The organism is Serratia ureilytica (assembly GCF_013375155.1).
Taxonomy (GTDB): domain Bacteria; phylum Pseudomonadota; class Gammaproteobacteria; order Enterobacterales; family Enterobacteriaceae; genus Serratia; species Serratia ureilytica.
On record NZ_JABXOF010000001.1, the window covers coordinates 119,796 to 141,140 of the forward strand.

The window sequence follows — 21,345 nt, forward strand, 5'->3', positions numbered from 1 at the left end:
AATATGCGGCCAATAATACCACAGTGCGTGCGGCTACAACGTGCGGCTCATCACCGTGACGGTTTCACCGGCGACCTGGCGTTGCTCCAGAGGGCGCCAGCCGAGTTTCTGATACAGCGTCTGCTGGTCGGGCGTATACAGATACAGTTCGCTGATGCCCTGGATTCGGCCGTGCTCGATGCAGCGCGCGATCAGGTTGCGGGCAATGCCTTGGCCGCGGTGCTGCGGGTGGGTAAAGACTTCGCTCAGCCAGTATTGGCGCTCCGGTTTATCTGTCAATTCATATAGCGTCAAACTGGCGGTGCCGACGATCTGTTGCTGTGGCGACAGCGCCAGCAACACGACGCCTTGGCTCTCGGGTGCGCAGCGTTCAGCCAGCCGCCGGCTGATGGTATCGCGGCTGCTCCACTGCGCAAAGGCGCCCCATTCCTGGTGCAGCAACGCGGCCAGTTCCTCAATGCGCCGGCGATGGGCGAGCAGCGGTTCGATATGCATGATTTGCCTATTTTTTTAAAGTCGGGAAAAAAGCCGCTCCTGCCTAAGCGGCCGGTTAATGAAACGTCTCCACCGCCCAGTCGATGAACGCCCGCAGCTTGCCGCTGAGGTGGCGATTGGACGGGTAGACCACGTACATCTGCTCCGGCGGCGGCTGCCAGTCGTGCAGCAGGCTGACCAGTTCGCCGCGCTCGAGGTGCGGCTGCGCCATAAACCGATAGATCTGGATGATGCCCAAGCCGGCCAGGCTCGCCGCCAGCAGCGCGTTGCCTTCATTGATGCTGACCGGGTAGCGCTGTTGGATGGCGATCTCTTTGCCGCGCTCGACATAGCGTTGCGGATGGATGCGGTCGTTGACCGGATGGCGGTAGTGCACCATCGGAAAACCCTGTTCCAGATCGCACGGATGGCGCGGGGTGCCGTGGCGCGCCAGATAGGCCGGGGTGGCGCAGCTGACCCAGTCCAGATCGAACAGACGCCGGGCGATCAGGCTGGAATCGGCCAACGGACCGCTGCGGATCACGCAGTCAGCGCTGTCGCTGATCAAATCGATAACGCGATCGCCGATGCTGAGATCGATCTGGATTTGCGGGTAGCGTTCCAAAAAGCCGGGCAGCGCCGGCAACAGCAGTTGGCGGGCGGTGCCGCTGCCGGTATCGATGCGCAGCACGCCCTGCGGAGAATTCTGCGACTCGGTCAGACAGCCCTCCATCTGCTCCAAATCCGCCAGCCATTTCACCGTATTCTGGTAATAGCATTCGCCTTCGCGGGTGACCGACACGCTGCGGGTGGTGCGCTGGAACAGTTTGGTCTGCAGGTGATCCTCCAGATTTTGGATCAGCTTGGTGACCGTCGCTTTCGGCATGCCCAGCGAATCGGCGGCGCGGGTAAAGCCGCCGGTTTCCACGACGCGGTTAAAGACCCGGATAGCGAGCAAATGATGGTCCATAGGTTCTCAACGCCATGCCCCGGCGGTGGCCGGGGCATGTTTCTGCAGATAGATAATGATTAACACTGTTTAGCGCCAATCGCGCCGGAGCGCAAGCTGAGGCCAAATACCAGCGTGGCGGAGAGGATCAGCGCGCCGCCAAACAGCATGGCGCTGCTGACGCCCTGCCAGTCCACCACCTCGCCGCCCAGCAGTGCGCCGGAGGCCAGCGCGATCTGGATGACGCACACCAACAGCGCCTGACCGGCTTCCGGCGCCTGCGGCACGGCGGCGAACATCCAGTTGGTGGCGCAGACCGGCACGGCGCCAAAGGCCAGCCCCCATACCAGCACCATCAAAGTGGCGCCGGCGAGGCCGCTGAGCAGCGGCGAAACGATCAAAATGCCCGCCAGCATGGCGGCGATCAGTATGAAGGTGGCGCGCAGGCTGTGTTCCGCCAGACGCTCGCCGAGAAAGGTGCCCAGCAGGCCGATGGCGCCATAGGCCAACAGCTGCAGCGAGATCGCCGATGGGCTGAGCACGAACACCTGCTGCAGCAGGGGCCGCAGATAGGTATAGGCGGCGAAGTGGCCGATGAACAACAGCACGATGGCGATCAGGCCGATGCGCGCCATCGGCAGGCGCAGCGGCAGCACCAGATCGCGCGGCGTGACCGGTCGGGAAGGCGGTACCGACGTGAGCAAACGCAGCTGCGCCAACAGTACGCCGACTGCCAGCGCCGCACCGCCGAAGAAGGCGGCGCGCCAGCCGAACAGATCGCCGATCAGCGCCCCGGCCGGCACGCCGCATACCGCGCCGACCGAGATGCCGCTGAGGATCAGCGCAGTGGCGCGGCCCTGGCTGGCTTCCGGCACCAGATGGCGGCCGTAGTTGGCGGCGAACGACCAGAAGCCGCCGACGCAGATGCCCAGCAGCACGCGGCCCAGCAGCATCATCGGGAAGTTGATGGCCAGCGCCGCCACCAGGTTGGACACCATCAGCAGCAACGACAGCCCCAGCATCAGCAGGCGTCTGTCCAGCCGGCCGGAAGCCAGACTCAATACCGGCGCGGCCACCGCCGCCACGATGCCGGGCATGGTCACCATCAGCCCGGCGGTGCCGGTGCTGACGCCGAGCGAAGGGGCGATGTTGGTCAGCAGGCCGATCGGCAAAAACTCGGTGGTGACCATGACAAAACAGGCGACCGTCAGCGAGAAGATCGCCGGCCACGGGGATGATGCAGGGTTATCTTTATTATTCAGCATAATGCCGCTCTTCTCAGGTGAATGCGCAGGCCGCGCTCGGGGCGCGGCGTGATCAAAGTCACAATCTACGGCAGGCTGAAGGCGCAGATAAATCCATCTGCGGTGGTTACACTGTTTCTGAGGGGGAACAATGACGGCAGCGAGTTAAAACGCGGCTTGCGCCGCGCCGAGGGGAAAGGAATAAAACGGTATAAGGTTATGACCGGGCCGCGCGCGGCGCTAGAGCCCAGGCGCTTTCCACAATGAGGTGGTCAGGCCGCTATCCACCAGCGTCAGCTGATCGGCGTAAATCCGCCGCCAGTTTTCTTTCTGTTCCTGATACCGCGCATGGTTGGTGAGATCCGGCTGATGCTCGCGCTCCCAGCGCACCAGCTGCTCGCCGGTTTCGGCCAGCGACGCGTAAAGCCCGGCGCCGACCCCGGCGGCGATCGCGCAGCCCAGCGCGGTGGCTTCTTTCACCACCGGCACCCGCACCGTCAGGCCGGTGACGTCGCTGAGGATCTGGCTCCACAGTTTGCCCTTCGCACCGCCGCCGGCGAACACCAGCGAGCGGGCCTGCACGCCGGAGAAGGCGGCGATCTGCTCCAGATTACAGGCTGAGACGATGGCGGCATTCTCCTCCAGCGCGCGGAACAACGTCTGTTTGTTGCAGCGTTCAGGATCGATAGACATGTTGATGAATGACGGCGCCGCGTGATACCAGGTTTTGAAATGCATGGCGTCGGAAAAGATCGGCATCACGCCGTAGGCGCCCGGCGGCACCCTGGCCGCCATCTCTTCCAGCAGGCTGTAAGCGTCGATCCCCAGTCGCTCCGCCAGCAGTTTCTCTTCGGCGCAGAAAGCGTCGCGGAACCAGCGCATGGTCAGGCCGGTAAAGAAGCTGATGGATTCCGCCTGCGCCATGCCGGGAATGACATGAGGGTTAATGCGGATGTTCATTTCCGGATCGATGGCCGGTTCCGGCAGGTTGACGATTTGCTGCCAGAAGGTGCCGCCGAGCACCGCCGTCTGCCCGGCGCGCACGATGCCGAGGCCCAGGCTGCCGAGCTGCACGTCGCCGCCGCCCATCACCACCGGGGTGCCGCGCAGCAGCCCGCTCTCCTGGGCCGCCTGCTCGGTGACGCGCCCCAGCACGACGCCGGTCTCTTTCACCGGCGACAGAATATCGGCGCGCAGCCCGGCCATATCGAGCAGCGCCGGCCGCCAGTCGCGGCTGGTCAGATCCAGCATGCCGGTAGTGCCGGCGTTGGAAGGATCGACCGCCAGCTCGCCGCTCAGCATGTAGGCCAGCCAGTCGCTGATCATGGTCAGCGTCGCCGCCTGGCGATAGATGTCCGGCCGGTGGTGCGCCAGCCACAGCAGGCGCGGCATGGCGCTCAGCGCCAGCGTCTGGCCGGAGTACTGGTAGACCTCACGTTCGAAGCCGTGGTTGTGCAACTCTTTCAGTTCGCTGACTTCATGGCTGGCGCGCGCATCGACATTGGCGCAGGCCCAGATCGGCACGCCGTTGCGATCGTACAGAACGATGCCTTCACGCATCGAGCAGCAGGCTACCGCACGGATCGCCTGCGCGCTCAGCCCCGCGCGCTGCAACGCCTGGCGGATGCACTGGCAGGCCAACTGCCAGTTGCGGTTGAGATCGAATTCCATCGAGCCGGGCACGCCCGGCACCGCGAGGTGTTGCCACTCGGCCTGGCCGTGCGCGATCTGATTGCCCGCCAGATCGAAGATCACCGCGCGAATGCTGCCTGTTCCTGCGTCCAGCGCCATCAAGTAGTTATCCATAGCCTATGCTCTCAGGGGGAGGAATAGTAACTATAGATGCCGCCGTCTTCCCTCGCCGGGGGCGGGGTGGGCATCGCCGGTGCGATTTGTGAGCCAGGCGGCAAAATTGCCGTTGCGGCAGGGCAATCGACGGGAATAAACCTATGGTTGGAAAGCGCCATGCTGCGGCGCGCCGTTTAAACAAGGAGCTGTCATGCACGTCACATTGGTAGAGATCAACGTTAAACAGGACAAGATCGACGAATTTATCGACGTTTTCCGCGCCAATCATCTGGGGGCGATCGAAGAGCCGGGCAACCTGCGTTTCGACGTGCTGCAGGATGAGCATATTCCGACGCGGTTTTACATCTACGAAGCCTATCGCGACGAGCAGGCGGTAGCGGCGCACAAGCAGACCCCACACTATCTGCAGTGCGTGGAGAAGCTGGAAGCGCTGATGACCGGCCCGCGCAAGAAAACCACCTTCATCGGCCTGATGCCGGAATAAACGCCGGCGTTTGCCGGTGTCCATGCGCCCGGTTTGGTTGTAACCTGCAAGGCAAAGCGAATTTTCAATGGGATAAGCGGGGCGAGGATGACATTGCGCGATCGGCTGTTGGCGCTGTTGGTGGTGGTGATCTGGGGCGTGAATTTCGTGGTAATCAAGTTCGGCCTGCAGGGGATGCCGCCGTTCCTGTTGGCCGGGATGCGTTTTTTACTGGTGGCGTTGCCGGCGATCTTCTTTATCCCGCGCCCGACCATCCCGTGGAAATGGCTGTTGCTCTACGGCATGACCATGAGTTTCGCGCAGTTTGCCTTTCTGTTTGTCGCCATCAAGGTGGGCATGCCGGCGGGGCTGGCCTCGCTGGTGTTGCAGGCGCAGGTGTTCTTCACCCTGCTGTTGGGTGTCGTGCTGATGGGCGAAAAGCTGCGCGTCAATCATTTCGTCGGCATCGCCATCGCCAGCGGCGGCATGCTGGCGCTGGCGCAGGCCAGCCTGCATAAGCCGGGCAGCGGCGCGGTCCCCCTGGCGGGCCTGTTGCTGACCCTGGCGGCGGCGTTCTCCTGGGCGCTGGGCAACCTGACAAACAAGAAGATCCTGGCCGGTTTCCCGCAGCGCAATATTTTGTCGCTGGTGGTGTGGAGCGCGCCGATCCCTGTACTGCCGTTCCTGATTTGCAGCTGGCTGTTCGACGGCCCGCAGGCGGTGCTGGCCAGCCTGAGCCATGTGCAGGTCGGCACCTGGCTGGCGGTTGCCTATCTGGCGTTCGCCGCCACGCTGTTCGGTTATTCGGTGTGGGGCAGCCTGCTGGGGCGCTACGAAACCTGGCGCGTCGCGCCGCTGACGCTGCTGGTGCCGCTGGTCGGGCTGTTCGCCGCCTGGCTGCTGCTGGACGAAGCGCTGTCGCCGGCGCAGTTCGGCGGCGCGTTGCTGGTGCTGGCCGGCATGGCGGTCAATACCTTCGGGTTGCCGCGCCGACGGGCCGTCGCGGTGCGCTAAACCTAACAGGGCAATTCTGTTCAATACGTTGTCGGCGCGGCCCGGCATTCTGGCGCCTGTGAATTTTTCCTCAGGTGCCCTCATGAATAATATCTACCTTTCCATGGCCGCATTTGCGCTGGCGGCCTCCATCACGCCCGGCCCGGTCAACATCGTCGCATTGAGCGCCGGGGCGCAGTTCGGCTTTGGCGCGACCCAGCGTCACGTGTTCGGCGCCACGCTGGGGTTTACCCTGTTGCTGGTGCTGCTGGGTTTGGGCATGCACCAACTGCTGATCCTGTGGCCGGCGTTGACCCGCTTGATCCAATGGGCCGGCGTGGCCTTCCTGCTGTTTATGGCCTACCGGCTGGCGTTTGACGACGGTAGGCTGGGCAACGGCGAGGCGCAGGCGCCTTCCTGTTGGTACGGCGCGCTGATGCAATGGCTGAACCCCAAGGCGTGGCTGGCGTCGGTGGCCAGTCTCGGGGCGTTTGTCGGCGACGGTGACATCCGGTTGCTGTGGCAGTTCGCCGGGCTCTACTTCGTGATTTGCTATGCTTCGGTGGCCTGCTGGGCTTACGTTGGCGCGATGTTGCGCGGCCTGCTCAGGCAGGCGCGCAACGTACAGCGTTTCAATCGCGCGATGGCGGCGTTGCTGGCGGCCAGCGCCTGCTATCTGTTGGCGGAGGGTTTTTGATACTGGCCGGGTGTCGCGGCCAGCAGCTGTTTGAAGGTGCGCTGGAAGTGCGCCTGATCGGCAAAGCCGCTTTCGCTGGCGGCTGCGGCGATCGGCAGGCCGCTTTTCAATAGCCGATGGCCGTGCTGCACGCGGCGATTGACCAGATAGGCGTGCGGCGTCATGCCGTAGCGCTGGCGGAAGGCGCGGATCAGGTAGGAGGGCGAGAGCGCGGCGGCGTGGCAAATGTCTTCCAGCGTCAGCGACTGAGTGCAGTGCGCGTCGATAAACGCCGCCGCCGCTTCCAGTCGGGGGTGCGGCGGCGTCTCCGGCTGGCGGCCGCTGCCCAGCGCGAGCTGCAGGGCGCTGAAATACTCCACCAGGGCGATCTGTTTTTCCAGCGCGCCGCACTGCGCGTTCGTCAGCAGCGCGTACAGTTGGTTCAGCCCGTTGAACAGCGCCGGATCGCGGCTGAGCGGCCGGCTGAAGGGGACAAAGCGGTCGCCGTCGCCGCCCATCATTTCCTGCTGCAGCGCGCCGAGCCAGGCGAGATCGAGATAGAACATGATGTATGACCAACGGCGGTCGGCGATCGGGTTGCAGGCATGCGCCTGCTGCGGATTGATGATCACCACATCGCCTGCGCCGACCTGCATGCGCCGCTCGCCGTTGACATAGGTGCTGACGCCGCCGGTGATGGCGCCGATGGAAAAGAATTCGTGGCTGTGCAGGCTGTAGCACACTTTGCGGCCATCATTGATGGCGCGCGCTTCGACAAAAGGCAACTGCGGGTCGCGCCAGAACTGGGGCGTTTTTTCACTCATGCGCTTTCCTTTTCACTGCGGCGGCATCACAGTGTTATAGCCTGAAAGCGACGAAAAGGGGAATGGCGGATGATGATTTTTAACGTGTTCGGCCGCCTGGTAGGCGTGAAGCGTATCGGGGACGAATGGCGGCTGTTCCGCGTGACGCTGCCGGAGCGCAAATATGCCCCCAGCTACGATATCGTGTTGCCGGCGGATCTGCGCGAAGAGGAGATCGCCGGCTATCTGGGGGATATCTATCACGAAGCCGCGACCCCGCAGCGGCCGGACGTGTTTCGCGTCGAGTAGCGCGGGCGTTACTCTTCCGCGTTGCGCGCCATGAGGCGGCGCTGATGTTCCTCGCTGGCGGCCTGGATCTCTTCCAGCACCGAGCCGACGTCGGCGCGCTTCTGAATTTCGCTGAATCGGCCGCTGAGGACGCTGTCCGGCGTCAGCGTGCCTTCCTGATACAGCGCCCAGATCTCTTTGGCATATTGGCTGTCGCGCAGCTCCGGCGCAAATTGGCCGTAATATTCCGCCAGATTGTCGATATCGCGCTCGAACATGCTTTTGGCGTGGTTGTTGGCGGCGGCGTCCACCACCTGCGGCAGATCGATGATCACCGGCCCGTCTTTATCCATCAGCACGTTGAATTCCGACAGATCGCCGTGCACCAAGCCGGCGCACAGCATGCGCACCGCGTAGTTCATCATCAGAGCATGATCGGCGCGCGCCTGTTCCGGCGTCAGGATGACATCGCTCAGACGCGGCGCCACCAGGCCTTCCTCGTCGGTGATCAGCTCCATCAGCAGCACGCCGTCCAGGCAGATGCCCGGCTGCGGCACCCGCACCCCGGCCCTGGCCAGCAGATACAGCGCGTCCACTTCGGTGTTCTGCCAGGCTTCTTCCTGTTGCTGACGGCCGAATTTGGAGCCTTTGCTCATGGCGCGCGCGTCGCGGCTGTTGCGCACCTTGCGCCCTTCCTGGTAGTGCACGGCCTGCTTGAAGTTGCGCTTCTCGGCTTCTTTGTACACTTTGGCGCAGCGGATCTCATCGCCGCAGCGCACGATAAACACGTCGGCTTCTTTGCCGCTTTTCAAACGGCGGATGACTTCGTCGATTAATCCGTCATCCACCAGCGGCTGGAGTCGTTTTGGAATTTTCATGCAGCCTTGTACCCTATTTAGGCTCCGGTGTGAATGGCTTGCGCAGTTGATAGCGTAAGTTAGACCCGAAAGGCAAACATTAGTTTTGCCGCCGCGGCATCATTGCGCGGCGGCGGGCGTTCACAGGCTGCCTGTCGGCACCCAGACGCTGACGCTGCCGGCGTTGACCGGGAAATGGGCGCTGCCCTGGTCGTCGGTGGTGATTTCCTCCTGGCGGTTACCGAGGAAATCGCGCCAGGCGGTGCGCGCCAGATCGGCGCCGAGCGCGACCGTCTTGCCGCTTTCGCCGCCGTTGGTCAACACCACCACGCAGCCGGGGGCGTCGGCGGTGCCGGCGCGGCTGAAGGCCACGCAGTGGCTGTCGTCGAAGTAGTCGGTTTGCGGGCCGTTGGCGAAGCGCTGGCGGGCGGCAATCAGCTTCTCCAGCTCTGGGATCGCCGGCATGTCAATCTGGTACTCGCCGCCGTCACGCCCTTTATCGCGGTAACTGGCGCCATAAAGGTCGGGGTAAAACACGCAGGGCACGCCCTGTTCGCGCAGCAGGATCAGCGCGTAGGCCAGCGGTTTGAACCAGGGTTCCACCGGCGCCTCCAGCGATTGCAGCGGCTGGGTATCGTGGTTGGCGACCAGCGTCACCGCGTGGGCCGGATCGGCGGCGGTCAGGGTATCGGTGAAGATCTGCGCCATGTCGAAGCCGTCGCCCTGTTTTGACGCCTGATGAAACTTCAGGTGCAGCGCCACGTCGAACAGCATCACTTTGCCGTCCACCAACTCGATGTATTGTTGCAGCGCGCTGAGATCGTGCGACCAGTATTCGGCGACGATAAACAGATCGCGCTGCGCGCTGTCGCGCACGTGATCCGCCCACTCTTTGAAGAACCAGGCGGGAATGTGTTTGGCGGCGTCGAGGCGGAAGCCGTCGCACGGCAGCGTGTCCAGCAGCCAGCGCGCCCAGTATTTGAGCTCCTCCGTCACGGCGGTATTGCGGAACTCCACGTCGGCGCCCATCAGGTAGTCGTAGTTGCCTTTCTCGTCGTCGACCTGATCGTTCCAGCCGTCGTCGCCGTAGTCGTTGGCGATTTTAAACACCCCTTTATCGTCCGGCTGCTCAACGTAATCGACGCCGCTGAAGCATTTGTAATCCCAGATAAACTCGGAATGCGCGCCCTGGCGGCCGGGGAAGGTAAAGCGGGTATAGGCCAGCGCGTCGAAGCCCTGGTCGTCAATGTCGTTGCGGTTGTTGGCGTCCACCTTGAACACGTGCACCCGTTCTTTCTCGTCCGCGCCGAGCTTGTGGTTGAACACCACGTCGTAGAGCACCCCCACGCCGTGTTCGCGCAGCGCAGTGGCGGCGTGTTCGAGCGCCGCCTTGTCGCCGTATTTGGTGGCCACGCTGCCTTTCTGGTCAAACTCGCCCAGATCGAACAGATCGTAGGTGTCGTAACCGACGGAGTAACCGCCGGAAGCGCCTTTGTAGGCGGGCGGCAGCCACAGATCGGTAATGCCCAGTTCGGCGAGGTGCGGGGCGCGTTCGGCGGCCTCCTGCCACAGTTTGCCGCCGTCGGGGTAGTACCAGTGGAAGAATTGCAGCAGGGTGGTTTTTTTCGTCATGAGCCAGCGTCCCGGTTAGCCAGAAGGAAAGGAGCAGTTAAAGCATGGGCTACTTTTGGCAAAAGGGACAAGTTTGGCATAGGCGGCCCGAGAAGGCCGCCCGAGAGACTGCTTAACGCTGGCTGGCGTAATGAGGCGAGCGCGGGCCATAAAGAATGGCGCCGTTCTGACCTGTTGCCGACAGGAGGCGAGTGTTGGCGATGGCACCAATGTCGAACCCTTTGTCGCTGATGGTATCCGCGATTTGTGAAATCGCGGCGCTGATCACCATGCCCAGCAGGCCACCGGAATTGTTGTTGCCTTCGTTGCTGGATGCGGTGGCGGTGCCGGCCCACAGCTGTTTGCCGTTGCGCAGGTCAACCAGGCGAGCGGCTACGGTAACGCGAGTTTCGCTGCTGATCACCATGTAGCTGGTACCGTATTGCGTGACATCCAGGTACAGCACGGTGTCGGCGCCGAAAATCTGGTGCAGTTTTTTCGGACTGACGGCGCGGATGTCGTTGGCGTTGGTTAGACCGTTTTGCAGGAAGGTTTCCTCCACTACAGCGACCGGCAGCACATAGTAACCGGCCTCGGCCAGCGGTAAGGTTGCACTGGCGAGCACGCTGTGGCTGGCTTTGACATCCGGCGACTGATTAACCGGCGGCAAGACCAGGATCGACTTCGGCTTGCTCTCATGGAATGCCGCATAGTCATAAGGCGTTTGCTTGGCACAGCCGCTCAGCAACAGGATGGCGGTAACGCTGAGGAAAGTGAGTACACGCTTCATTTAAAGCTCCCCTTATCCTTGGCCATCAGGAAATTCATAAACGGTGCCGATTCCGGGAACAGCGCTTTTTCCGTGTTGAATTCACTCATGGCTTGTCCGTCGTTGCCGGTTTTGCTGTACAGCAGCCCCAGTTGCGCATGCAGCCCCGGCGGTACGGCTTTATCCTTGGCGCGGGATTTCTCGACGATCTCTTTCAGCGTAGCGATCTGCTGCTCAGGGCTTTGCCCATCCTGCTGGTAGTATTGATAAAGAGAAGTTTGGTAGCCATCCCAATTGTAAAGCGTTTTCGGCGCGGCGCAGCCGGCCAACAGGGTCGCTGCAAACAGCGCCCCGCCCATTTTTTTAGTTATCATCTTTCTGCTTCTAGTCCGTTAGTTAGCAGGGCGCCATGCGCCGTTTTCGAGACCGGTAACCAGGTTATTGACGGCTTCACGCACGGCCAGATCCAGCACCTTGCCGTTAAGGGTGGAGTCGTAGCTGGCGGTGCCCCCGAAACCGATGATTTCGCGATTGGACAGTTCGTATTCACCGGCGCCCTGAGAGGAATAGACGACTTCTGAGGTCTGTACGTTCACGACGTTCAGATTAACTTTGGCGTAAGCGACCTGTGATTTACCCCGGCCCAAAATGCCCCACAGCTGATGATCGCCGACTTCTTTGCGGCCGAATTCAGTGACATCGCCGGTAATCACATAGTTGGCGCCTTTCAGCGTTTGTGCTTTCCCTTTAATGCCGGCTTCAGTTTTCAACTCTTCCATGTTGGCGCGATCCAGCACGTTGAAACGGCCAGTCTGCTGCAAATGCGTGATCAGGATAGTCTTGGACTGATTGCCCAGCCGATCGACGCCATCGGAGAAGATGCCATTCATGTAGCTGGAGCGGTTGTCGAATTTACCGACGGCGATAGGGCTGCGTGGGCCCTGATAAGTGGTGTTGTAGGAAGCCACTTTCGGCACTTCCAAAGAGCGGGAGGATTCGGTCGCGCAGCCCGCCAGCAAAGTGACGGAAAGGGCGACGGAACAGACGGCGAGTGATTTTTTCATTGGCATGCGATCTCTCCATGAGCATAAAACGGCGCGGGAGCAACCCGCGCCCGATGTTTCCATAACGAGCATTGTCGCCGTTATGGAAGCGCCGCGATCCTGCCATGAATATGTAACAAATTACAACAAGATATCGGCATTAATGCCGCTATTAACATTGTTGTAACCTATTGTAATGCAATGAATTGATATCGATTTCTTCTCTCATTCGCAGATTTTTTCACGATTGTATGTTTTTTAACTGGTTTATTGTTTTATAAACATTAAATTAATGAATTTTTATTCTGATTTTTTTGAATTAATCAGTTTACTGTATTGGGTAATGTAACGTTTTGCATCAGCTCCTCTGTTATACCGGGGTTCATGGCGGTTTGATGATCCGTTAAGGTAGTGAGAATTAGGTAACACTATCAACTAAATCTCATTTTTTATCGGTAGCTAATTGGGGATATCAATTGTGAACATCAGGGATTTCAGAGCATTGGCGCGCAATTTGGTCAGAGAATTCGGCATGTTGAACAAGCAGAGCAACGGCTCGCGCTTTTCGCCGCTGCAGATCCATCTGATGATCGAAGTCAGCGAGCAGCCGCTGGGCGTCACCGAGCTGGCGGCCCGGCTGTGCATCGACAAGGCCAGCGTCAGCCGGGCGCTGCGCAGCCTGGTGGCCGCCGGCGTGATAGAAACGGTGGATCATCCGGATGACAGGCGGCACAACCTGCATCGGCTGAGTAAACAGGGCGGCAAGACACTGGCCGGCATCGAGAACGACGCCGACGGCTTTATGCAGGCGGCGCTGGCGCAGTTGGACGACGATGAGCTGGCGAGCACCACTGCGGCGATGAAAAAGATGACCGCGGCGCTGCGCAGCGCGCGCAAACAGCGCGACGCCAATCTGCGGGTGCGGCCGATCGCCGAGCGCGATGATGCGGTGATGGCGGCGATCATTCGCGAGGTGTTTCGCGAGTACGGCATGGACAAGATGGAAGGCGTCAGCCTGCACGATCCCGATCTCGATCGGCTGACTGGCCTGTATCGCGACAACGGCGGCCGCTACTGGGTGCTGGAGCGGGACGGGCTGGTGGTGGGGGGCGTCGGCATGGCGCCGCTGGCCGGCGAAGAGCCCGGCTATTGCGAGCTGCAGAAACTGTTCTTCAAACCCGGCGCGCGTGGGTTGGGCATGGCGCGCTATATGGTGGTGCAGGCGCTGAAGGCGGCCCGGGCGGCAGGGTATCGCTATTGCTATCTGGAAACCACCGAACAATTGAAAGAGGCGATCGGGTTGTATTACGCGTTGGGTTTCACGCTGCTGACGGAACGGCGTGGCAATACCGGCCACCACGGCTGCAATGTGTGCATGCTGAAAAATCTGCAGAACGACGATATGTGAGCGGTTTCAAGGTTAACGCCCGCGCCTTGTGTCACCCTGTTAACCGTTTGATAACAATCACAACGTTTTATCAGGGAGGAGAATTATGTTGGGGGATCCCATGGCGCTGTCTGCGCTGGTCACGCTGGTGGTCATCGCGCTATGGGCCAGCGCCCGTTTGCCGGAGTATTTGGTCGCGCTGCTGTTCTTTGCGGCGGTGATGGTATTGCAGCTGGCACCCGCCGCGGTGACCTTTTCCGGTTTCGCGTCTTCCGCATTCTGGCTGGTGCTCAGCGGTTTCGTGTTGGGCACCGCCATCCGCAGCACCGGCTTGGCGGATCGCCTGGCCAACCGGCTCTTGCCGCATCTGGCCGGTTCCTGGCCGCGCCTGGTGGGCGGCGTGGTGGCGATAAGCTACGCGTTGGCGTTTGTCATGCCCTCCAATATGGGGCGCATTACGCTGCTGATGCCGATCGTCATGGCGTTGGCCGAGCGCGCCGGCCTGGCGGAAGGATCGCGCGGCCGCATCGGTTTGGCGCTGGCGGTAGGGTTCGGCACCTTCCAGCTTTCCGCCAGCATCCTGCCGGCCAACGTGCCTAACCTGGTGATGAGCGGTGCGGCGGAAAGCGCCTACGGCAGCCACTTCGCTTATCTCTCTTATCTGCTGTTGCACGCTCCGGTGCTCGGGTTGGCCAAAGGCGCGCTGCTGACGCTGTGCATCTGCGGCCTGTTCCGTGCCCGGCCGCAGCCGGTGGCGACCGAGGCGGGGCAAACGCCGCTCAGTGCCGCCGAGTGGCGGCTGATCGCGCTGTTGGGCATTACGGTACTGCTGTGGATGACCGACAGCTGGCACGGCATCGCCCCGGCCTGGATAGGGTTGGCGGCGGCCTGCTTCTGCCTGTTGCCGCGCATCGGTTTTCTCAACGGCGAGCAGTTCGCCGCCGGGGTCAACGTGCGCACCTGTATTTACGTGGCGGGGATCCTGGGGCTGACCGCATTGGTCAGCCACTCGGGGCTCGGCGATCGGTTGGGCGGCGCGCTGCTGGCGATGATGCCGGATCTGCACGGCAAGCCGTTTACCGCATTCGGTTCGCTGGTGGGGATCACCGCGCTGTTGAATTTCGTGGTGACCGCCAACGGCGTGCCGGCGCTGTTTACCCCGCTGGCGCAGGCGTTGTCCGCAGGCAGCGGCTTGCCGCTGCTGACGGTGCTGATGACCCAGGTGATCGGTTACGCCACGCCGCTGTTGCCGTATCAGGCCTCGCCGATCGTGGTGGCGATGGGGATGGGCAAAGTGCCGGCGCGCGAAGGGCTAAAGCTGTGCCTGCTGTTGGCCGCGCTCAGCTTCGCACTGCTGGTGCCGTTGGACTATCTGTGGTTCAGGCTGCTGGGGTGGATCCCGTAAACAGCCCCGCGCCGCCGGCAAAGCAGTCTTCGTCCAGCGTCAGGGTGGCGATTTTATGCACCGGTCCGCGCATGCTGACCTGAAAATCGCCGCTGAAGGCGATCTGCAGTTCGCCGCCCGGCATCCGCACACTAACCCGCTCGCCGACTCGTCCCAACTTGCGCATCACGCTGGCGGCGGCGCAGCTGCTGCTGCCGGAGGCGAGGGTAAAGCCGGCGCCGCGCTCCCAGATGCCGATGCGCAGCGTCTGGCGATCGACCACTTCCACCAGTTGTACATTGGTGCGTTTCGGGAACAGCGGATGGCGCTCAATCTGCGGTCCGAGCCGATGCACCTGCGCCAGATCCAGTTTTTCCACCGGCACCACGCAGTGCGGGTTGCCCATCGACACCAGCGAAACGCTTAACGTCTCCTCCTTCAGGGGCAGCGGATAGTTCAGCGCCTCCGGCAGATCGATCAAGGCCGGCAGCGCCGCCGGGCTGAAATTGGCGCGCCCCATCTCCACGGTTATCTGATGCGCGTCTTCCGCCACCTGGCAACGCACGTCGCCGCCGGCGGTGTGCACCAGAAACGGCTGATGCGCCACGCGCTTGCTGTCGAACAGATACCGCGCGTAGATACGCAAGCCGTTGCCGCTTTTCTCCGCTTCGGAGCCGTCCGGGTTGATGATGCGCAGGGTGGGATTGACGGCGTCGCCGCTGTCGATCAGCAGGCCGTCGGAACCGATGCCGTAATGCGGGTGGCACAGCAGGCGGATTTGTTCCTGGCTCAGGCGATCGGCGACCGAACGGTGGCATACCAGGTAGTCGTTGCCCAGACCGTGATATTTGTGAAACAGCAGGGGAGTCATGGCGTTGCTCGGCTCAGCGGGAAGAGGTCGCTACAGCTTACAACAGAACGTTGGCGTTAAAGCAAACAAAAGGCGGCCTGAGCCGCCCTTTTGCACGATTGCCGATCCGGCCATTAATTGTAGATGATCGCGGTGCCGTGCAGTTTGTTGTCACCGGTAGTGGCGATGATCTGGAAGGATTTGGCACCCGCCGCGTCGGCTTTGGCCGCCAGTTTGTTTTCCAGGCTGCTCAGGTCGGACGCGCCGCTGACGGTAACGACGCCGGCTTTTTGCAGGTCGGCGGGTTGCGTGTTAACCAGTTCGGCGGCGAAGCTGCCGAAGGAGGCGGAAGCCAGTGCGATGGCTGCGATGGTCATTTTCAGGTTTTTCATGGTCTTATTTCCTATCAGTGTTCTTTACGATGTTTGTTTTGTAAGGTCGTTAAATTAATTAACGATCGATAATTTAATCTTAGATGCCGGTTTGACGGATTGCAAGTATTTTTTTAATGCTCGTTAATTAATTTTTTTTACGCCCTGGCGTTGTGAGCAATAAGGATATGCAGTCCACAGGCTTAATGCTTTGTTATTGATAGATTTCTGCAGTGCCATGCAGCTGGTTGTTGCCGCCGGCGCTGGTGATGCGGAAGGATTTGGCGCCGGCCTGATCGGCTTTGGCGGCCAGGCTGTTTTCCAGCGAGGTCAAATCGGATGCGCCGCTGACGGTGATGACGCCCACTTTTTGCTGGTCGGCCGGTTGGCTAGTGACCAAATCGGCGGCGAAGCTGCCGAAGGAAACGCTGGCCAGAGTGAGGGCGGCTAAGGTTAGTTTTAAGCTTTTCATGATGTTAATTCCTTTTCGATAACGGTCAATAGAGGGTTTTAATCCGGTTCGCTAATTTTTATTAACGATCGATAACTAAATGCTAATCGGTTCTCGACGAGGGCGCAATATTTTTTTATAATGATCGTTAAGTTATTTGTGCTAAGCCTGCTGTGGAGCGGGATAGGAGAGGAACGATGAGCATCAATGAAGCGGTCTGCGGCAAGAAAAGCCGTGGCAGACCCAAACAATTTGATCGCGACCGGGCGTTGGAAAGCGCACTCGATCTGTTCTGGCGGCACGGGTATGAAGCCACCTCGCTGGCCGATCTGGTGGAAGTGACCGGCGCCAAGGCGCCGACGCTATATGCCGAGTTCGGCAACAAAGAAGGGATGTTCCGCGCGGCGGTGGAGCGCTATCTGCAAAAATACACCACCTGCACCAACCAGCTGTTGGAACAGGATGTGCCGGTGGCCGAGATCGTCGAGGCTTACGTGCGTTCTTCGGTTCAGGTCTTCACCGATCCCGATACCCCCTCCGGCTGCTTTATGGTGTGCGCCTCCGCTGCGCTGTCGTCCGCTTCCGACGACGTCGCCCAGATGCTGCGCAAAAAGCATCATGCGCAGGAAGCGGCGCTGAAGGCCTGCTTCGATCGCAAGGTGCAACAGGGCGAGCTGCTGGCGAAAACCGATACCGCGCTGCTGGCGAAATACGTGATTTGCACCATTGAAGGCATGTCGGTGCAGGCGCGAGAAGGGGCAAGCCGGGACGATCTGTTGCGGTTGCTGGAGGCGCTGATGCTGGTGTGGCCGCGGCTCAGCCAGATTGGCAATAAGGTGTAGAAACAGGCCCGGTTTTTACCGCAATGCTGATCAGTTAATCCTGAGTGGCATTTTTTTATCCAGCTTCTGGGCGTTCTGTGCAGGGGAATTGCCGTAAATGTCCTGCATTTCTCTATGGCCAACATGAACGGCAATTGGAGGGGCCGATGGCGCGGCCCCTCCACCCGCGCCTTTGCTTAACACCGTCTGTCCGCTATGCGGATACCCTCGCCGCGCCTGCATTGTCGGGCGGGTCGGCTGCGACAAACGTCCCTGTTAGTCTCGCCTCAACCGGCCTTCCCTGGCCGGTTGCCCCTGACAACGCCGTCTTGCTCGGCAGCCGGTGATGCGCGCCCAAGGTCAACACCTGAGCTGGCAGCTACCGGGAAATCTGTCGCTTATGAGGTTGTGGTAGAGAAGTTGGAGATGAGCGCGGTGTTGGGCGCCCTTGAAGACGCCGAACGCAGACGTAGCGCATTAGGCGAAACCGCCATGGACGGCGGTTTCAGGTGAGACAGGCAGGGACGCCTGTCGCAACCGGCCTCAATGCGGTATGGCGGAGGGAGGGGAGTTGGCAAAGCCAACCGTCTGACAGGGCAAAGGCGCGGGTTGCCAGGGGCCGCGCCTTCGGCCCCTGGCTCGGTCGAGGTGTGGGAGCCACATGGGGCATCTCACTTTTATCGACCGAAAATTTCACGAACGCCTGCATAAAAACGCTAACTGACCAGCATTACGGTTTTTACCGGGCCGTATACAGCGTCACTGGTTGACCGGGATCACCGCGCCCTGGTATTTCTCGCGGATAAAGTCTTGAATCGGCTTGGAGTGCAGCACTTTCACCAGCGCCACGATCTCCGGCTTGTTCACGTCGGCTTTGTGCACGGTGATGATGTTGGCGTACGGGTTGTTTTCGCCGCTTTCGACCGCGATCGGATCCTTGGTCGGATTCAGCCCGGCGTCGATGGCGTAGTTGGCGTTGATCACCACGGCGTCACCTTCGTTGTTGTTGTACATCTGCGGCAGCAGCGCGCCTTCAACGTTAGCCTGGAACTTCAGGTGTTTCGGGTTTTCCACCACGTCGGCGATGCGTGCATCCACCTTGCTCACCCCTGGCTTCAGCTTGATCACGCCTTCCCGTTCAAAGATTGACAGAATGCGGCCTTCTTCCGCCACCGCGTCGCGCATGATGATTTTGCCGTTTTCCGGCAGATCTTTCAGGCTCTTGTACTTCTTCGAGTAGATGCCGATAGGCTCAATATGGATCGCGCCGGCGCTGACGAAGTCGTAGCTCTTGTCGTCGGCGTGGTCTTTCAGCACCGAGTTCAGGTAAGGCACGTGCTGGAAGTAGTTGGCGTCGATGTCGTGGCTGGCCAGCGCGGTGTTCGGCAGGATGTAGTCCTGGAAGCGCTTGATCTGCAGATCGATGCCTTCCTTCGCCAGTATCGGTTTGGCCTGTTCGAGGATCTCGGCGTGCGGCACGTTGGAGGCGCCAACCACCAGCTTGGTCGCCGCGGCGGCGCCGTAAGAGGCGAGGGTGGCGACAGAGGCGAAAGCCAACATCAGTAGGTGCTTTTTCATCATCGTTTTCCTTGGTTAATTAACGTTTATCGAGCGTTCTTGTCAGGGTGTCGCCAATGAACTGAATGACGAAAACGATCAGCAGGATCGTCAGCGTCGCCACCAGCGTCACGTCACTGTGGTTGCGTTGGAAGCCTTCCAGATAGGCCAGGTTGCCCAGGCCGCCGGCGCCGATCACCCCGGCCATCGCGGTGTAGCTCACCAGCGCGATCAGGGTAACGGTGATGCCGGAAACCAGCGCCGGCGAGCTCTCCGGCAGCAAGACGCGGAAAATCAGGGTGCGGTTTTTGGCGCCCATCGAGCGCGCCGCTTCGATTACCCCTTTGTCGACCTCGCGCAGCGCGATCTCCACCAGCCGGGCGTAGAACGGCGCAGCGCCGACGATCAGCGCCGGCAGGGCGGCGTCCGCGCCGAGAATGGTGCCGATCAGCGACTTGGTGAACGGGATCAGCAGCACGATCAGAATGATGAACGGAATGGAGCGGAAGACGTTGACCAGCACGGAGATCAGGGTGTAGACCGTGCGGTTTTGCAGCAACTGCCCCTTCGAGGTTAAAAACAGCAGCACGCCGAGCACGATGCCCAGCACCAGCGTGGCCAAACCGGCGATGCCGGTCATGTACAGCGTTTCCCAGGTGGCGTCCCACAGTTGGTCCAGACGCAGGTGGGGGAACAGGGATTCAATCATGTTGGATAACCTCGACGGCGATGTCTCTTTCGTTCAGCAGGCTGAGCATGTCGGCGACGTGTTGTTCGTTGCCTTCGGCGTGGATGTACAGTTCGCCGAACGAACCGTTGAGGGTGTGGCTGATCTTGCCGTGCAGAATGTTGACGGTGAGTGGGTAGCGCCGAATCACCTCGGCGATCACCGCCTGATGAGTTTGTTCGCCGACGAAGGTCAGCTTGAAGATCGCCCCCGGCAGGTGGGCGGTGAGCTGCGGGTTGAAGCTCTCAGCCGTGTCCGCATACTGCGACACCTGTTTGACGAACTGCCGAGTGATCGGCTGCTGTGGCCGGGTGAACACCTCGAGCACCGGCCCCTCTTCGACGATGCGGCCGTTTTCCATTACCGCCACGCGGTGGCAGATTTTGCGCACCACGTGCATTTCGTGGGTGATCAGCACGATGGTCAATTTCAGCTGGCGATTGATGGCCAGCAGCAGGTCGAGAATGGCGTCGGTGGTTTGCGGATCGAGCGCCGAGGTGGCCTCGTCGCACAGCAGCACGCTCGGGTTATTGGCCAGCGCGCGGGCGATACCGACGCGCTGTTTCTGGCCGCCGCTGAGCTGCGACGGGTAGGCGTTTTCGCGCCCCTGCAGGCCAACCAGCGCGATCAGTTCCGCCACGCGCGGGGCAATCTGCGCCTTGGGGACGCCGGCTATCTGCATGGAAAAAGCGATGTTTTGGCTGACGGTGCGCGACCACAGCAGGTTGAAGTGTTGGAACACCATGCTGATTTTCAGCCGCGCCTGGCGCAGGTGGCTGCCTTTGGCGCGGGCGATATCGAATCCGCCCACGTCAATGCGGCCGCTGGTGGGCTTTTCCAGGCCATTGAGCAGGCGGATCAGCGTGCTTTTGCCGGCGCCGCTGTAGCCGATGATGCCGTAAATTTGCCCGGCTTCTATCGCCAGGCTGACGTCGTCAACCGCCACGACGCGGCCCTGTGCGCTGTCAAAAGTTTTGCAAACGTTCGAAAGAACGATCATAGCGAAGCGGATCCTTGTTGATACATCACAGCATTCCGTCCGGGGCGCGTCGCGCCGGACAAGGATCGTTCGGCTTTTCGGCGGGGCACAACCCGGCGGGAAGTGACGGACGGAACCTCTGTTGCGGGTGAATACCGGGCAATCCTACCGAGGGTTGATAGTGACAGGAAGAATGTAAAATCTATTACTTATTCTGATTTGATATATTAGATAGCGGGCGAGAGAAGGGGGAGAAAACCGGCCGCAGGGCGGCCGGCGGGGGCGGACTAGCGTTTTTCCAGCTTCATGTGCAGCAGCGGGAACGGGTTGCCCTGGCCGTCGAGCGGTGAGCGGCCGGTGATGACAAAACCGTAGTGGCGGTAGAAGCCGCTGGCCTGCGGATTTTGCTCGTTCACGTCCAGCTGCAGCTCATCGTGCAGCGTTTCCGCGTGGGTGAGCAGCGCTTTGCCCACGCCTTTGCCGCGCTGATCGGCATCGATAAACAGCATCTCCACCTTGTTGCCGTTCAGACCGATAAAGCCGCAGGGATGCCCCGGCTGCTCTTCGGCCACCCAAACGTTGACCGCCGGCAGATAGTCGTTCAGCACCAGCGGGAACAGCTGTGCGATGTTGTCTTCGGTTAAAAAGTGGTGAGTGGCGCGCACCGAACGCAGCCAGATATCTGCCAATTGCGCGTTGTCTTCCGCCGCGCGTGCTCTGATGGTAATCATCGAACTCTCTGCTATCTAAGTTGAAGGAAAAGAAACTAGATAGAGGTTTTGTGGGGTTAGTGCCGAATTAACGTGGGTTAACGCCCTGCAAAGCGCCTCTGCAGTGGA

24 protein-coding genes are annotated in these 21,345 nt (G+C 60.8%); 7 read left to right on the top strand and 17 right to left on the bottom strand.

The window, feature by feature from the left end:
* Nucleotides 1-33: 33 nt before the first annotated feature.
* From HWW83_RS00625 to lsrK, 4 genes are all read right to left on the bottom strand, one after another.
* Nucleotides 34-495 (bottom strand): GNAT family N-acetyltransferase, encoded by a 462-nt coding sequence (locus tag HWW83_RS00625; RefSeq protein ID WP_033652401.1) that lies wholly within the window; start codon nt 493-495, stop codon nt 34-36.
* Between the two features lie 55 nt (nt 496-550).
* Nucleotides 551-1,444 carry a LysR family transcriptional regulator gene (locus HWW83_RS00630; protein ID WP_033652403.1) on the bottom strand — a complete coding sequence of 298 codons (894 nt, stop codon included), beginning with the start codon at nt 1,442-1,444 and terminating at the stop codon, nt 551-553.
* Nucleotides 1,445-1,503: 59 nt separating this feature from the next.
* Nucleotides 1,504-2,688 (bottom strand): MFS transporter, encoded by a 1,185-nt coding sequence (locus HWW83_RS00635; protein WP_033642297.1) that lies wholly within the window; start codon nt 2,686-2,688, stop codon nt 1,504-1,506.
* Between the two features lie 219 nt (nt 2,689-2,907).
* Nucleotides 2,908-4,473, bottom strand: a complete 1,566-nt coding sequence (gene lsrK / locus HWW83_RS00640) for an autoinducer-2 kinase (RefSeq protein ID WP_033642298.1) — start codon at nt 4,471-4,473, stop codon at nt 2,908-2,910.
* 193 nt (nt 4,474-4,666) lie between these two features.
* Here lsrK and lsrG point away from each other — a divergent pair, with 193 nt between their 5' ends.
* The 3 genes from lsrG to HWW83_RS00655 all read left to right on the top strand — a co-directional run bounded on the left by lsrG (nt 4,667) and on the right by HWW83_RS00655 (nt 6,629).
* Entirely contained in the window at nt 4,667-4,960 is a 294-nt protein-coding gene (gene lsrG / locus HWW83_RS00645; protein ID WP_033642299.1) for a (4S)-4-hydroxy-5-phosphonooxypentane-2,3-dione isomerase, read from the top strand.
* 87 nt (nt 4,961-5,047) lie between these two features.
* Entirely contained in the window at nt 5,048-5,953 is a 906-nt protein-coding gene (locus HWW83_RS00650) for an EamA family transporter (RefSeq protein WP_033642300.1), read from the top strand.
* Nucleotides 5,954-6,035: 82 nt separating this feature from the next.
* On the top strand, nt 6,036-6,629 hold the full coding sequence (locus tag HWW83_RS00655; RefSeq protein WP_033642301.1) for a LysE family translocator: 594 nt from the start codon (nt 6,036-6,038) through the stop codon (nt 6,627-6,629).
* On the opposite strand, the gene HWW83_RS00660 is transcribed toward HWW83_RS00655, so the two are convergent.
* Nucleotides 6,605-7,432, bottom strand: coding sequence for an AraC family transcriptional regulator (locus tag HWW83_RS00660; RefSeq protein ID WP_033642302.1), 828 nt, complete (start codon nt 7,430-7,432; stop codon nt 6,605-6,607). The two genes, HWW83_RS00655 and HWW83_RS00660, sit on opposite strands and share 25 nt — an antisense overlap.
* A 69-nt stretch (nt 7,433-7,501) precedes the next feature.
* On the opposite strand from HWW83_RS00660, the gene HWW83_RS00665 reads away from it, so the two are divergent.
* The gene (locus tag HWW83_RS00665; RefSeq protein ID WP_033642303.1) at nt 7,502-7,720 is read left to right on the top strand and encodes a DUF7661 family protein; all 219 of its coding nucleotides are present in this window, start codon (nt 7,502-7,504) and stop codon (nt 7,718-7,720) included.
* Nucleotides 7,721-7,728: 8 nt separating this feature from the next.
* Here HWW83_RS00665 and HWW83_RS00670 read toward each other — a convergent pair whose 3' ends face one another.
* The 5 genes from HWW83_RS00670 to HWW83_RS00690 all read right to left on the bottom strand — a co-directional run bounded on the left by HWW83_RS00670 (nt 7,729) and on the right by HWW83_RS00690 (nt 12,000).
* Complete coding sequence (locus tag HWW83_RS00670; RefSeq protein ID WP_069100133.1) at nt 7,729-8,577, bottom strand: PA4780 family RIO1-like protein kinase; 849 nt, start codon at nt 8,575-8,577, stop codon at nt 7,729-7,731.
* A 120-nt stretch (nt 8,578-8,697) separates the two neighbouring features.
* On the bottom strand, nt 8,698-10,188 hold the full coding sequence (gene amyA / locus HWW83_RS00675; protein ID WP_033642305.1) for an alpha-amylase: 1,491 nt from the start codon (nt 10,186-10,188) through the stop codon (nt 8,698-8,700).
* A gap of 112 nt (nt 10,189-10,300) precedes the next feature.
* On the bottom strand, nt 10,301-10,957 hold the full coding sequence (locus HWW83_RS00680; RefSeq protein ID WP_033642306.1) for a DUF799 domain-containing protein: 657 nt from the start codon (nt 10,955-10,957) through the stop codon (nt 10,301-10,303).
* Nucleotides 10,954-11,310 (bottom strand): DUF4810 domain-containing protein, encoded by a 357-nt coding sequence (locus tag HWW83_RS00685; protein ID WP_047572235.1) that lies wholly within the window; start codon nt 11,308-11,310, stop codon nt 10,954-10,956. The genes HWW83_RS00680 and HWW83_RS00685 overlap by 4 nt, the downstream gene beginning before the upstream one ends.
* Before the next feature lie 18 nt (nt 11,311-11,328).
* Complete coding sequence (locus HWW83_RS00690) at nt 11,329-12,000, bottom strand: CsgG/HfaB family protein (RefSeq protein WP_033642307.1); 672 nt, start codon at nt 11,998-12,000, stop codon at nt 11,329-11,331.
* Nucleotides 12,001-12,481: 481 nt separating this feature from the next.
* Between HWW83_RS00690 and HWW83_RS00695 the strand changes: the two genes are divergently transcribed.
* Nucleotides 12,482-13,387, top strand: coding sequence for a bifunctional helix-turn-helix transcriptional regulator/GNAT family N-acetyltransferase (locus HWW83_RS00695; RefSeq protein WP_122004576.1), 906 nt, complete (start codon nt 12,482-12,484; stop codon nt 13,385-13,387).
* 85 nt (nt 13,388-13,472) lie between these two features.
* A complete protein-coding gene (locus tag HWW83_RS00700) occupies nt 13,473-14,771 on the top strand; it encodes an SLC13 family permease (RefSeq protein WP_122004577.1) in 1,299 nt (432 codons plus the stop codon).
* Here HWW83_RS00700 and dapF read toward each other — a convergent pair.
* The 3 genes from dapF to bhsA (HWW83_RS00715) all read right to left on the bottom strand — a co-directional run bounded on the left by dapF (nt 14,746) and on the right by bhsA (HWW83_RS00715) (nt 16,443).
* Nucleotides 14,746-15,621: a diaminopimelate epimerase gene (dapF, locus tag HWW83_RS00705; protein WP_033642310.1), complete on the bottom strand. Its 876-nt coding sequence runs from the start codon at nt 15,619-15,621 to the stop codon at nt 14,746-14,748. The genes HWW83_RS00700 and dapF overlap by 26 nt on opposite strands.
* 113 nt (nt 15,622-15,734) lie before the next feature.
* Nucleotides 15,735-15,992: a multiple stress resistance protein BhsA gene (gene bhsA, locus HWW83_RS00710; RefSeq protein ID WP_033642311.1), complete on the bottom strand. Its 258-nt coding sequence runs from the start codon at nt 15,990-15,992 to the stop codon at nt 15,735-15,737.
* Between the two features lie 193 nt (nt 15,993-16,185).
* Complete coding sequence (bhsA, locus tag HWW83_RS00715; protein WP_033642312.1) at nt 16,186-16,443, bottom strand: multiple stress resistance protein BhsA; 258 nt, start codon at nt 16,441-16,443, stop codon at nt 16,186-16,188.
* Between the two features lie 176 nt (nt 16,444-16,619).
* Here bhsA (HWW83_RS00715) and HWW83_RS00720 point away from each other — a divergent pair, with 176 nt between their 5' ends.
* Entirely contained in the window at nt 16,620-17,264 is a 645-nt protein-coding gene (locus tag HWW83_RS00720) for a TetR/AcrR family transcriptional regulator (protein ID WP_033642313.1), read from the top strand.
* A 738-nt stretch (nt 17,265-18,002) separates the two neighbouring features.
* Here the strand turns inward: HWW83_RS00720 and HWW83_RS00725 are convergent.
* From HWW83_RS00725 to HWW83_RS00740, 4 genes are all read right to left on the bottom strand, one after another.
* Nucleotides 18,003-18,821 carry a MetQ/NlpA family ABC transporter substrate-binding protein gene (locus tag HWW83_RS00725; protein WP_033652662.1) on the bottom strand — a complete coding sequence of 273 codons (819 nt, stop codon included), beginning with the start codon at nt 18,819-18,821 and terminating at the stop codon, nt 18,003-18,005.
* A gap of 19 nt (nt 18,822-18,840) precedes the next feature.
* Nucleotides 18,841-19,509, bottom strand: coding sequence for a methionine ABC transporter permease (locus HWW83_RS00730; RefSeq protein WP_033642316.1), 669 nt, complete (start codon nt 19,507-19,509; stop codon nt 18,841-18,843).
* Nucleotides 19,502-20,527: a methionine ABC transporter ATP-binding protein gene (locus HWW83_RS00735; RefSeq protein WP_033642317.1), complete on the bottom strand. Its 1,026-nt coding sequence runs from the start codon at nt 20,525-20,527 to the stop codon at nt 19,502-19,504. Before HWW83_RS00735 ends, HWW83_RS00730 begins: the two co-directional genes overlap by 8 nt.
* A gap of 266 nt (nt 20,528-20,793) precedes the next feature.
* Entirely contained in the window at nt 20,794-21,237 is a 444-nt protein-coding gene (locus tag HWW83_RS00740; protein WP_033642318.1) for an acetyltransferase, read from the bottom strand.
* Between the last annotated feature and the right edge of the window lie 108 nt (nt 21,238-21,345).